The organism is Lewinella sp. JB7, from assembly GCF_024297185.1.
GTDB lineage: Bacteria > Bacteroidota > Bacteroidia > Chitinophagales > Saprospiraceae > Neolewinella.
In genome coordinates, this window is the sequence record NZ_JANCTD010000006.1 from 1 (window position 1) to 12,853 (window position 12,853).

Annotated in this window: 11 protein-coding genes and 1 tRNA gene; 1 reads left to right on the forward strand and 11 read right to left on the reverse strand. The window is 60.7% G+C overall.

Translation table 11 applies throughout. The features are described 5' to 3' along the window. Positions 1-474: 474 nt before the first annotated feature. Positions 475-1,746, reverse strand: a complete 1,272-nt coding sequence (locus NMA52_RS11685; RefSeq protein WP_254827849.1) for an alpha-amylase family glycosyl hydrolase — start codon at positions 1,744-1,746, stop codon at positions 475-477. Positions 1,747-1,821: 75 nt separating this feature from the next. Between NMA52_RS11685 and NMA52_RS11690 the strand changes: the two genes are divergently transcribed. Further along, on the forward strand, positions 1,822-2,586 hold the full coding sequence (locus tag NMA52_RS11690) for an NIPSNAP family protein (protein ID WP_254827850.1): 765 nt from the start codon (positions 1,822-1,824) through the stop codon (positions 2,584-2,586). On the opposite strand, the gene NMA52_RS11695 is transcribed toward NMA52_RS11690, so the two are convergent. The 10 genes from NMA52_RS11695 to NMA52_RS11740 all read right to left on the reverse strand — a co-directional run bounded on the left by NMA52_RS11695 (position 2,583) and on the right by NMA52_RS11740 (position 12,803). Then, positions 2,583-3,605 (reverse strand): alpha/beta fold hydrolase, encoded by a 1,023-nt coding sequence (locus NMA52_RS11695; RefSeq protein ID WP_254827851.1) that lies wholly within the window; start codon positions 3,603-3,605, stop codon positions 2,583-2,585. The genes NMA52_RS11690 and NMA52_RS11695 overlap by 4 nt on opposite strands. Positions 3,606-3,652: 47 nt before the next feature. Beyond that, on the reverse strand, positions 3,653-4,552 hold the full coding sequence (locus NMA52_RS11700) for a leucine-rich repeat domain-containing protein (RefSeq protein WP_254827852.1): 900 nt from the start codon (positions 4,550-4,552) through the stop codon (positions 3,653-3,655). Further along, positions 4,552-6,309: an alkaline phosphatase PhoX gene (locus tag NMA52_RS11705; RefSeq protein ID WP_254827853.1), complete on the reverse strand. Its 1,758-nt coding sequence runs from the start codon at positions 6,307-6,309 to the stop codon at positions 4,552-4,554. The genes NMA52_RS11700 and NMA52_RS11705 overlap by 1 nt, the downstream gene beginning before the upstream one ends. 212 nt (positions 6,310-6,521) lie before the next feature. Further along, positions 6,522-8,327, reverse strand: a complete 1,806-nt coding sequence (locus tag NMA52_RS11710; RefSeq protein WP_254827854.1) for a cytochrome-c peroxidase — start codon at positions 8,325-8,327, stop codon at positions 6,522-6,524. An 88-nt stretch (positions 8,328-8,415) separates the two neighbouring features. Beyond that, entirely contained in the window at positions 8,416-9,120 is a 705-nt protein-coding gene (locus tag NMA52_RS11715) for a DUF4377 domain-containing protein (protein WP_254827855.1), read from the reverse strand. Positions 9,121-9,387: 267 nt separating this feature from the next. Beyond that, positions 9,388-9,461, reverse strand: a tRNA-Met gene (locus NMA52_RS11720). A gap of 66 nt (positions 9,462-9,527) precedes the next feature. Next, positions 9,528-10,490, reverse strand: a complete 963-nt coding sequence (gene metF, locus NMA52_RS11725; protein WP_254827856.1) for a methylenetetrahydrofolate reductase [NAD(P)H] — start codon at positions 10,488-10,490, stop codon at positions 9,528-9,530. An 85-nt stretch (positions 10,491-10,575) separates the two neighbouring features. Then, the gene (locus NMA52_RS11730; RefSeq protein WP_254827857.1) at positions 10,576-11,655 is read right to left on the reverse strand and encodes an AAA family ATPase; all 1,080 of its coding nucleotides are present in this window, start codon (positions 11,653-11,655) and stop codon (positions 10,576-10,578) included. Between the two features lie 44 nt (positions 11,656-11,699). Further along, on the reverse strand, positions 11,700-12,200 hold the full coding sequence (locus NMA52_RS11735) for a DUF6702 family protein (protein WP_254827858.1): 501 nt from the start codon (positions 12,198-12,200) through the stop codon (positions 11,700-11,702). Positions 12,201-12,275: 75 nt separating this feature from the next. After that, the gene (locus tag NMA52_RS11740; RefSeq protein ID WP_254827859.1) at positions 12,276-12,803 is read right to left on the reverse strand and encodes a hypothetical protein; all 528 of its coding nucleotides are present in this window, start codon (positions 12,801-12,803) and stop codon (positions 12,276-12,278) included. Between the last annotated feature and the right edge of the window lie 50 nt (positions 12,804-12,853).

Genomic DNA, 12,853 nt, shown 5'->3' on the forward strand with positions numbered 1-12,853 from the left:
CGGGTGGTGGCCAACGCGGTGAAGAACAAAATCATCGAGCGCGTCTTCGCCGTCGTGCGGCGGGGCACTACATATCAAAAAAATTATCAACCAAACTTGCAAGCATCATAGAAAACACGGATTTACGTGGTACACAGAACTCAAGGAAAACTCGCAAGCCGCCACCATCTAACTGGATAAGGAAGATGTTAGGCAGTTAGGCGGTTAGGCAGACAGTAGTTTAGGCAGTTAGTAGTTTAGGCGGTTGGTTGGTGTGCTTCCGAATGCCAAGGATACGTTCAACCAGACCCCGACTACCGTAATAAATGACCAACGTACTAAACGACTACCATACCATATTACTAACGTACTACCCGACTAAAGTACCAAATGGCTAACGTACTAAACGACTACTATACCATATTACCAACGTACTGCCCGACTAACATACTAAATGACTAACGTACTACCCGACTAAAGTACTACTAGACCACCCTACCATCCCACCAACACCCTCCACCCCCACCCTTCCACCTCCAGCACATCCCCCTCCGCCAGGCTCACCGGCGCTCCCGTCAGCCCATCGGTGTATGCCCCGTGCCAAAGCTTTTCCCCGAAACGCAGCTCCCGCGCACCGCCGCAAAAATTGAAAAGGGCCAGAATTTTGCTGTGCTCGTCCTGGCGAACGAAGGTGAGCACGTCCGACTCGTGGTTGCTGGGTACGCGAATCATGGTAGCGCCCCAGGGCGCGTTGGCCAGCGCGGAATGTTCCTTTTTGAGGGCGATCAGCTTGCGGAAGAGGTCGGCGAAGGGATGCTCCCGCCACTCAATGGGGTCGCGTTCGAAGAAGGCCAGTCTGCGATCGAGACCGGCTTCCTGACCGTTATGAATTAGAGGAATGCCCTCGCCGATGAAGGAGAGCGCGATGGCGGTTTCGGTACCCGCACCCAGCAATTCGTACATGCTGCCCTCCCAGGCGTTTTTGTCGTGGTTGTCGGTGAAGGTCATGCGCATGGCGTCGGCGGGCCAGGCACGCTCGTTCCAGGAGTAATAGACGTACAGGGAGGCTACATCCGCTTTACCGTGACAGATGCGGTGTACCGCCTCGTGCCAGCTCCAGGCGTAGGTAGCGTCGAAGGCGGCCCGGTGCAGGTCGCGGGCCTCCCACTCGGCGAGCATGAAGACGGGCTTGATCCGGTCGAGGCTCCGCCGTACGTCTTCCCAGAAATCGACCGGGACGTAGCCGGCAACGTCGCAGCGGTAGCCGTCGATGTCGCATTCACGCACCCAGTATTCCATAGCGCCACGCATATACTCCCGGAGACCGGCCTGCCGGTAGTCGAGGTCGATGATGTCGGTCCAGTCCCACCAGGGCGTCGGCCGGAAGTCGCCCTTGTAGTCGCGGGCGTACCACTCGGGGTGTTCGGTGGCCAGCGGATTATCCCAGGCGGTGTGGTTAGCCACCCAGTCGAGGATTACGTACATCCCCAGCGCGTGCGCGCGGCCAACGAAGTTTTGCAAATCTTCGAGGGTGCCGAATTCCGGATTGACGCCATAGTAGTCCCGGATCGCGTAGGGGCTCCCGAGACTTCCCTTCCGGTTTTTCTCTCCGATCGGATGCACGGGCATAAGCCAGAGAATGCCTACGCCGAGCTCGTGCAGCCGGGGCAATTGGCGGGTAGCCGCGGCGAACGTCCCTTCGGGAGTGAACTGACGGGTATTGATCTGGTAGACCGTGGCGGATTTGCTCCAGGCGGGGTGATTCATGGCTTGGGGGACTTGGTAGTTGGTGTCCGGTCACGTAGCTTGCGGGGCTTACCTTGTGACAAAACCTAGATGTAGATGAAACGCAGAAAGTTTATTCAGGCGGGGACCGCGGGAGCCGTAGCCCTAGCCGCCAGCAATGCGAGCCTGGCATCCACCAACCGGCAGCACGCGGAATCCGAGCTTATTGAGTGGCGAACCTACGAGATGAACTTCGGAGGCAACCAGGGCCTGCTCATGGACTACCTCAACGATGCCCTGCGGCCCGCCCTCCTGCGGAAAGGAGTCACCCAGTTCGTAGTATTCAAGGAATACGGCGACCCCAACCCCGCCAAGGTGTACGTCATGATCAGTTATCCGGATGCCGCCACTTACATCGCGACCCAGGACCTGAGCGACGACGGCGACTATACCGCCGCCACGGCCGACTACGACGCCGTCAAACCCGAGAAGCCCATCTACACTCGCTTTTCCTCCTGGCTGCTGACCGCCTTCACGGGCATGCCCCAATCCGTCGCCCCCGACGAGAATGCCGGCCTCTTCGAACTGCGCATCTACGAGGGTTACTCCGAAGATGCCGTGCGGCGCAAGATCCGCATGTTTAACGACTACGAGATCGAGATCTTCGATAACACCGGCCTCAAACCCGTCTTCTACGGGGATATGATCGCCGGCCCCCACCGGCCCGCCCTGATGTACCTCCTGCAGTTCGAGGACATGGAGGCGCGCAACGAAAACTGGGGGAAATTCGGCGCCGACGATACCTGGAACCGCATCAAGGTGCTGCCCGAATTCGCCAACTCCGTCTCCAATATCCGCCGCACCTTCCTGGTTCCCGCCTAAGGCTTGTCGGGCGTTGCGTTCAGGGCTTGCTTGAAGGCACGCGCGAAGCGATCGAAATTCTCGATGTGGGGCAGATGGCCTAGTCCGTCGAGCTTAATGAGGGTGCCCCGGGGGATCTGCTCCACGATCGTGCTGCCGAGTTGATCGTAGCGGCCCATGGTCTGGCGTACTTCCTCGCTGACGAGCGGTTTGCCCAGAGCGGTCCGGTCGCGGGTACCTAGTATGAGTACGGTTGGCATTTGCAGTTCGCTGAATTCGTACACCACGGGCTGGGTGAAGATCATGTCGTAGGTGAGGGCCGCGTTCCAGGCTACGTAGGCGTAGTCTTCACTGGCGGCCCACCCCGCCTGCACGTACACCCAGGGATCGTAGGCGTCCTTCCACTCGCCGGCGTAGTAATTCGTCTGCTGATACTCGCGGATGGAGGCGTAGTCTTTTTTGAGTTCTCCCTCGTACCATTCGGTGACCGTCTGGTAGGGTACCTTGAGTTTCCAGTCTTCCAGGCCGATGGGGTTCACCAGAATTAAGGAGGTGGTGATTTCCGGATACATGAGCGCGAAGCGCGTAGCCAGCATTCCGCCCATGGAGTGGCCTACGACAATGGCTTCGTCGATCCGTAGGGAGTACAGCAGCCAGCGGGTGTTGTGGGCGAGGTCCTGAAACGTGAACTGGTACTGCCGCGGTTTTGACGATTTACCGAAGCCGATCTGATCGGGCGCGATCACCCGGTACCCCTGCTCGAGGAGGAGGTTCATGGTCGATTTCCAGTACGCGCTGGGAAAGTTCTTGCCGTGCAGCAACACCACGGTCTTGCCGTTGTGCCGCGCAGGGGTCTCGTCCATGTAGATCATCTCCAGCTGCTGTAACTGGGAGGTAAACTCGTACACGCGGGCGGGATACGGGTAGCCGTAATCGGTCAGCCGCTCGTCCAGGGGAAGCACGGCGCCGGACTGCCCGACGAGGGGAGCGAGGGAAACCGACAGCAGCAAGACGAGGACAAACAATCGGTAGGGGGACATCGTGGAGGGATTATACGGTCGATGGGTGTGCCGACCCGGACACTGCCCTACAGCACGCGGCAGTGCGGAAGGGCGGCCCTCACCCGTTCGATCTCGTCGGCGGGCAGGGGATTTCCGGTAAGGATCAGTGTCCGCAATTTAGTGAGCTTACGGAGTTCGACGGGCAGGGAAGTGAGTTCGTTATTCGCGACCACCAACAAGGTCAGCTCCCTGAGTTGCCCGATTTGCGGCGGTAGTTCCGTGAGTTCGTTACCCGTCAGGAGGAGACTACGTAGCCGGCCGAGCGCTCCGATGTTGGGGGGAAGCGTGCGGATGCGATTACTTGCGAGGTTCAGTTCGGTCAGGGCGGCAAGCTTGCCCCAGTCCGCGGTCGCTTCGCGCAGTTGGTTGTACCCCAGGTTGAGCTGCCTTAGTCGCCGGAGTCGGTGCAATCCTTGCGGGAGGTGGCTGAGTTGGTTATTCTGCAGGTCGAGCGATTCCAGTCGGCGGCAGCGGGCAAGCCCGGCGGGTAGTCGGTCGAGCTCGTTCAGACCGGCGTGGAGGTAGGTTAGCCGCCGCAGGTGCCCGGTGCTTTCCGGCAGGGTTCTGAGCCGGTTATGGGTAAGGTCGAGAAAGCGCAACCGGCGCAGTCGACCGAGCGAGGCAGGTAGTTCCCGCAGTTTATTTTCCTTCAGGTTGAGGTGAGTGAGCTGACGTAGTCGACTGAGTTCATCATCCCACACTTCCCACAGATTCCCCATGAGGTTGAGGTACTTTAGGCTGCGCAGCTCCGCCGTCCGGGGCGGCAAGCGGAATAGGTCGCGGTCGCGCAGATCGAGCTGGCGGGCGGGCGGATGGACGGCCTTACGGGCATTCGCTACGTCCGTAAACACCGGCCAGGCATCGTTCGCGTACTGGGCGCGGAGCGCGGGAGCCAGCAACACCAGAACGAGCAAACGCACGAACATTATCGGACGAGGTGTACCAACCGGTGAGCGACGGCACCATCGAGGGTAAGCTTCAAAAGAACGACCCGGTGGACGGCGGCCAGGGGGGCAAGGTCGTAGGTCAGGATTCCGTCGGCAGCGTCCTGCCGACCGCGCTCGAGGGTAATTAAATGTCGACCGTTGAGGTCGAAAACATCCAGCGTGAGCTCCCGGTGGTCCGCACGCTCCAGCCGAACCGAGAGTTGCCCGTCGGTCGGGTTCGGAAATACGTCCAGCCCGACGAGTATACCACGTTCCCCTACCGCCGTGGACTGTACCACTTCGACGTAGTTATCGCGGACCAGAGTTTCCTCTCCTTCGGCATTGGAGGCCCGCAACCGGACCCGGTACGATCCTGCCCGGGCGTAGTGTACGACCACGATGGAGTCGACCGACGTCTCGGGTATTCCCCCCTCGAAGGTCCAGGTCCGGTGCTGAACGCCGTTGCGGCTACGGTCGGTGAAGGTGACGGGTTCCCCCCGGGGAACGGTACGCACGTCGGCGACAAAATCGACGACCGGCGGTTGAGCTCCCAGCAAGTTGCGGCGGGAAAAGACAACCGACGACGATACGTCGAAGGTTATTCGTTCGCCCGTGGCATCGCGCTGCGGCGTATTGTTATCACTCGGATGTTGGATGCTGAAGAAGCCGAACCGATAATCCGGAGTGAAGGTCAGGCCGGTCGGCTCGGCACCCTGGGGCGTGCTGCCGAAGATCTTCACCCGGGGCGCCCGTTGGGTATGGTCGGCACTTACTACCCAGATGTAGTTATTGCCTCCATCCTGCAACACCCACAGGTTGCCCCGATCGTCGAAGACCAGATTGTCGTTGCCGATGCCCCACGGTTCGGTAACCGGCCCCGTAGCGGTCTGCAGATCGTAGCTTGCCCCCCCTACGAAGGTCCGGAAGTGGGTGATCCCGTCGGCACCATCGGTAAATTGGTAGATTCGGCCGGCCCCCTTCGAGGCGAAGTGGATCTGCCCGGTCAGCGGATTCACGTCCACGTCTTCAATGCCACTAAAGTTGGTCGCTCCCAGGGCGACGGCCAGTGAGCGGGTATTGTTGCGGTCTTCGGGGGTAGCGTTGGGTACCTCGATCCACCGGCCGGTGGTGGAGGTCGGTTCGTAATTGTCGAGGGGAGCGTCGAGTCTCAGCGTATACAGCCGGCCGCTGCTGAGGTCGCGGGCTTGGTCGGCCACGAATTTGAACAGCGCGCTCGAACCTCCGTCCTCTCCGGTAAAGAGCGTCACCTCGTCGGACAGGATAAGGGCGTTTTCGTGACTGACGCGCCCGACCGCCCAGAGTTTTTCCGGCTTTCCGTTGCCGTATTCCATTACCCGGGCGGATACGGGGTCGATCTCTACCAACCAGCCTACGTCGTTGTAACCGTCGCGGTTGATGTCTCCGGTGATGTGGGTCTCCTCGGTCGTGATCACCGTGCCCCAGGGCGTGATCCCGCCGGAGCAATTGCGCATGGTGGTCACCAGGTTATCGCCGGAAAAATCCACGGCGCGTGAGCTGTCTACGACCCACAGGTGGGCGGTTGAGTCGTAGTGTAGGCCGAGATTGGAAACGCCACCTGGCGTGGTTTCGTGATTGATGCTCAGGTAGCCGCGCTCACTACTGCCCGCGATGGGCAGGTAAGCGGTGTAATCATGGTTGGTCGGTACTACTCCGCCGCCGGTCGTATATCGCGTGCCCTCGGGATGGATTTGCTGGAAGCGGTGACTCGCCGGCAAGATGAAGTTTGCCGTCGGGGCCGTAGGGTCGATGGACGTGAAACAACTAAGGTGTGGATCACCGTCGGCGCAGTTTGCCGCGGCGGGGCCTTGCCCCAACAACGTATTCGCGGATAACAGCCCGCCGAGAACAAATAATGTGAATACCTGAGTGTACATGCGTGAGATAAAATGGTCCGTCCGGTATGGTTTGCGGTCGGTTGCCGACGCGGTCACCGCGTGCCCTCCGGTCCGGAATCGGTCAGCGATCGCATAAAGGCGATCAATGCGTTTTTTTCCGTCGCCGTAAGGTTCAGCGGAGTCGCCGGCAGCGTTTGGTTAGGAACCGTCAGGCCGAGTCCGGCACCGCCGCCCCGGTCGTAAAAATCGACAACCGCGGCCAGGTCCGGAAACATCCCATGGTGAAAGTACGGCGCCGTCTCTGCTACATTACGTATGGTCGGTGTTTTAACAGAATGTTCGTACCACGCGATTTCCTCGTAGGCCGGGCCGCCCGCCGCCCGGCCGCGGTCGGGGGCGAGCGTAAGAACGGCGGCATCCGGGTCCGCCGGAACGCCCAGCACCTCACTTTCGCTTTCGGTGTAAGCCGGGGGAAGCAGTCCCGCGAAGGTGGGAGCGAAGTGGCAGGTACCGCAGCCCGCCCGGCCCATGAACAGGTTGAAACCCTGCTTAGCGGCTTCGTCCAGCTCGTCCGACTGCCCCCGGGCGTAGCGGTCGAACGGACTGTTGAAGGAGCGAAGCGAGAGTACGTAGGAGGCCAGTGCCGCGCCGAAGGTCCGGCGGTCGATCTTCCCACCCTTTCCGAACGCCTCCCGGAATTGCCGGCGGTAGCCCCCCTCCGACCGTAGGCGGGCTATGATTCCCGCGTAGTCGGTAGCGAACTCCGCATGATCGTAGATGACGTGCGCCGCCTGCTGTTCCAGGGAAAAGGCCCGGAGGTCATAGAAATACCGATCGGCGTAGACGGCATTGAGGAGGGTCGGTGCGTCGCGCACGCTACGGCGCTTACCGTCGGTGAAGTAGCGCTCCGGTTGGTGACAGCTGCCGCAACTCAGTTGCCCCCCTCCGCTCAGTCGCTCGTCGTAGAACAATCGCTTCCCGAGGGCACGCAGGGCCGGGCTGTCGTCTTCCGATCGCAGTTCGGCGTAGGCGTAGGGATCGAGAAATTCATCGGCGTAGAGGTCCTGCCCCGCCGGGTTACGGCCAGACGAAAAGGGCAGCCGGGGTGTTTGACCCGATTGTCCTTGTAGCCGACCCAGTATTCGGTACAGGCCATTGAGGTGGTTACGCTGGAAAGAGAGTCGGTCGAATTCCGCGAACGTCTCCGGGGCGGACAGCGCCGCCGCCGCCGCCCGCAGCTGGTGCACGGCTTCCGCGTGGGTGGGGTAAGCGGCTAGGATACTTTGTTCCGACAGGACGTCGGCCAGGGAAGCCAGGGCGGCACGGGATTCGGCCAGTCCGGATGCGGAACCCGGCGTATCGAAGCCCGTCAGGTATAAGGTCGGTATCCGTACCACCTCGGCCCGCATCGCCTCCAGTACTTCAGTAAGGGGATAAGTACGCTGACTCACCTCCGGCAGCAGCAACCGGGCCCGGGCGAGCAGTTTGCGGCTCAGCACCGATAATTGGGTGGGATCCGGATCCGTGGTGTAGGCCATCTCGTCCATCACCTGCAGTCCCTCCGGGGCCACCATTTCGGAATGGCCCTCCTGTTTGCGGGGCCGGGGCAGGGGCGGGCCGTTGAAGTGGGTAGCGGTGTAGGTAGGATAGTACGTCTCAACCAGCCAGGCCGTGCGTTTATACGCCTTCCGGGTAGCGTGTACGGCTTGCCGCACCGCCGTAGTGTCGGACTGGCCGCGTCGGTATGCCTCGACCAGTTCCGACAGCCGTTGCGCGTGTTCCACGAAGCGGGCATAGTCCCGGACGATGAGGTGAGTCGAGGCCGTAGGCTCCGGAGTCGCGGCCGATCCCAGGAACAGCACGACGATGACCAGGAAGGAAGCTGCGCATCGCATCATGCATAAATAACCCCCCGGACCGTCTGCTTCGTCTGTTTTACGTCCGGGTACCCGCTTTTTTCGGCATGTGAGTTTATCCAGGGTCGGATCAGTCTACCTTTCGGTAGCGCAGCAGCTCCTTATCGCCCCTATCCAGCAGGGTTAGTTCATTTTCACCGACCACGTAACCCGCCACGCGGTTCAGGGCCTCCATGACCCGGTCTGGCAGGTCGTTGCCGGGACAGGCTTTCCGGGTCGTGGCGAGGGGACCAAACTCAAGTTTCCCCTGGTCGGCTTTCCGGAGGGTGCCGTTGAAGGTATTGCACCCATTGGTTCCCATCACCCGTTGTTCGGAGAGGTGAAATTCGATGGTGGGATGCTGCATCTCCGTGGTAGTCGGGTCGAATGGCTGGCCGAGGACGCTCTCCAGGGCCCAGATGTCATTGAGGCGTAGCGTAGGGTCCGGGTTTTTTTCGAGTATTCGGATGAGGGTGTACTCCATACTGCTGCCGTCGGCGGGAGTTTCTTCGTCGATGAGGGGTGTCTCGCGAACGGAGAGTTTATACACGAAGCCCGGTTGAAAATCGAAGCCCGCGATGCTCTGGTAAAAATAGGTCCATTCGCCCGCGCTGAGCTGGGGGCCGCGCTTTATCTGCAGGCACATCTGTTGGCCCGCCCCGGTGCACGGTACCGTATGGCTGTTGATCCAGTAGGTAGTAATGGTGGAGTTCAGGACGCGGTTGGTAGTAGAAGTACAGGCTACGGCGATCGCGACCAACGAAACCAGGGTCAGGAGGGCGGCAAGGGACTTCATTGCTTCCGGGTATTTCCCATGAAGCGTTGACCACCACAAAAGGTTGAAATCGGGAATATGCTTACCAAAATTAGTGACAAACATTCCCCGGGCGGCACATGGCTTCCTCGGTTTTGCCGGCTGTTGGTTGGCCGTGTTTGCTCCTGCGTCCCCGCCGCCTTTCCGTTAATTCGTGCGGTGAGGGGCTATTTCCGGCGTATAATACCGCTATGCGATACGTGGATGAAGCAGAACGGGCTTCCTTCCGGTTGGAAGAAAGCCCGTGAGTAGCGCGAGGGTGACTCGAACACCCGACCTCAGGATTATGAATCCTGCGCTCTAACCGGCTGAGCTACCGCGCCATATTGCCGTAAGCGGCCGCAAATATAAAGCCTTCTCCGGACATTGCACCAAGCCTACCGGAAAAACTACGCCACCGCCTCCGCGATGGCCCGAATGGTGGAGCTGTCCCCCATGGTATAGTAGTGCAGGCAGGGCACGCCTCCTTCCTTGAGTTCCTTGCTCTGCGCCGTGCACCACTCGATTCCGGCCTGCACCCGGGCTTCCGCGTTTTTGGCTTTGGTGATGCTGCAGACCAGCTCGTCCGGCAGATCGACGTGGAACAGCCGGGGCAGCGCGTTGAGCTGGTACAACTTGGTCACCGGCTTGAGCCCCGGTACGATGGGCACGTTGATCCCGACCTTGCGGCAGGCGTCGACGTAGTCGAAGTACTTCTTGTTGTCGAAGAACATCTGGGTGACGATGTAGTCGGCGCCGGCGTCCACCTTCGCCTTGACGTAGCGTAGATCGTGCTCCAGATTGGCCGCCTCGAAGTGCTTCTCGGGATAGCCGGCCACGCCGATGCAGAAATTGGTCTTGCTGGCGTGTTCGTCCTTGATGAGCTCGTCGAGGTAGTGACCGTTGTTCATATTTACGATTTGTTCGACCAGCTCGCTCGCGTAATGGTGGCCTTCCTTCTCGGGCACGAACCGTCCTTCAAACTTGCGGGCGTCGCCGCGCAGGGCCAGCACGTTCTGTACATCCAGGAACGCCAGGTCGATCAGGGCATTTTCGGTGTCCTGCTTAGTGAATCCCCCGCACAGCAGGTGGGGGACGGCATCGACGCCGTAGCGGTGCATGATGGCGGCGCAAATCCCCACCGTGCCCGGACGCTTACGGATGGCCGTCTTTTCGTAGTAACCACTGGGCCGTTTCTTGTACACGTACTCCTCCCGGTGGTAGGTGACGTCGATGAAGGGCGGTTTGAACTCCATGAGGGGGTCCAGCGTGTCAAAAATGGCCTGCATGCTGCCGCCCTTCAGGGGCGGAAGGACTTCGAAGCTCAGCAGTGTCTGGCCCTCGGCCTGGGCAAAATGATCGGTTACACGCATAGGATATAATCGGGTACTGCACCGCGGGTGGTCCGCCCGGGGGTTTAGCGATGCAAAAGTAATCAACCGCCCGGCAACGGGCGGGCTAGCGAAGGGCTTCGAACAAATCCTCCCAACCCTTTCTGCCGCGGACTACGACGTCTAAGTATTCGCGCCATACGGCACCGTCCTGCTCGGGGTCCTTAACGATGGCTCCGGCCAGGCTCGCTGCCAGATGTTGGGTTTCGATATCCCCCGTGCCGAAGTGGTGGCTCAGGGCGCGGCTCTGGTTGACGACCGAAATGGCCTCGGCCGTTGACAACGTGGAGCTCGGGGTTTTGAGCTGGGTGCGTCCGTCTTCGGTGCGTCCGCTCCGCAACTCGCGGAAGATGGTGACCAGACGACGGATCTCCGCCGCGGCGTCCTGCTTGACGGGGGGTAACTGCATGCGTATGGCGGCGGCACGGCTGCGATCGGTTACGATGCGCACTTCTTCCTCCAGGGTAGCGGGAAGCGGCATGACGACCGTATTGAAGCGGCGACGCAGGGCGCTGGAGAGTTCGTTGACGCCCCGGTCGCGATCGTTGGCCGTGGCGATCACGTTGAAGCCCCGCCGGGCCTGGGTTTCCCGGTTGAGTTCGGGGATGGGCAGGATCTTTTCGGACAGTACGGTAATCAGGGCGTCCTGTACATCGCTGGGTACCCGGGTGAGTTCCTCGATACGAACCAGCTTTCCCTCCCGCATCCCCACCATGACGGGAGAGGGCACCAGCGCGGCTTCGCTCGGTCCTTCGGACAGCAGCCGCGCGTAGTTCCAGCCGTAGCGAAGGGCGTCTTCACTCATTCCCGCGGTACCCTGCACCAGGAGTTTCGAATCCCCGCTGATGGCCGCCGCGAGGTGTTCGCTGACCCAGGTTTTAGCCGTGCCGGGCACGCCGACGAGCAGGAGCGCCCGGTCGGTGACCAGACTCGCCACCGCCACCTCGATTAACCGGCGGTCGCCGAAATACTTCGGGGTGATCTCGGTGCCGTTCGCGAGGGTGTCCCCCATGATGTAGCGGACCACGCTACGCGGGCTGAGTTGCCAGCCGCCGGGGCGGACGTCGCGGTCCTGTGCTCTGAGCACGGTCAGTTCGTCGGCGTAGGCCGTTTCGGCGTGCGGTCGCAGTATAGCTTGTTCTTCCATGGAGTTTTATCGGTAGCCGCGAATGGTCGTTCGCCGAAACTGGCTTATTGGTTGCCGGCGCTGGTCTGGCCGACGATGCGGTCGCGGTCCATCAGCAGGGTGCCCAGGCGCTCGACTCCATTGTAGAGTTTTACGATATTCTTCTGGTCGGCGTAGTGCTCGGTCAGGACGCTGTTCTGCACCGTGACGTTCCGGGGCGGATCGGCGGATTCTCCGACCAGGTAGATCCAGAGACCGTGCATGTCATCTTCCAGCTCCCAGCCGACCATTCCAATATCGAGCAGACTACCGTTCCACTCGACCTTGAAGTGTTTGTCCAGATAGGCGGTGACGTAGCGTTCGCTGTCGCCGAGCTCTTCGTCGGTACCGAGCTGGAGCACCGGTGCACCGGCTTCCCGCATGGCTGCTTCCAGATCATCCACGAATACGTGCATTTCGACCTGCACCTGTTGTTTGGCGGCTACGTAGCGGACGTTAGTCTTACTGACGTGGTAGTCGTGGACGGGGGGAGCGGCGAAAAGCAGCAGGGTGAGAAGTAGGTTCATAGCGCAAATCTGTTTGACGGATGCCCAAAGGTAACCGATCCGCCCGCCGGACGGTTGTTCGGCACGGCGGCGGTACTACTCTACCTTAAAGTACAGCACGAGATAGAGCGTATCCGTCACCGGGTTTACCTGTTCGGTAGCGCGGTCGAAACCGATGTCGACCAGGTACCGTCCCAGCGTCTCCGTCTCCTCAAGGAGTGCCCGGTCGGCGTTTACCTTCATTTGTCCGGATACCGGGGCACCCTGGGTATCGTCGGCCGCTACGATGGTCAGGTTGAGGGGTTCGGCTCCCGCGGGAAGCTGAGCCAGTGGCATGGCCTGCCACGTCGACCCTTCGTCATCGACCGTGATGGCCAGAGCGTATGCCCCACCCCGCCGGGCTTCCCGGGCTACCCGGGGGTACTTGACCTGCTCGTAAACGGTCTTGATGAGGTGCCGCTGGGGGCTACCGTCCGCCGGCGCTCCGCGGAGCACGATGGGCGTTTCGGTTGCCTGCCCGGCCAGATACGTTACCGGCAGGATCAGGGTAAAACAGAGCACGAGCGAGCGAATTGTTCGCGTGAAAGCAGGAGTGAAGTTCATGGTATGTTGTTGGTTGTTCATGTTACGTGTTGAATTGGCCGGACGAATAGGATTGGCACCGCTCCCGTGCG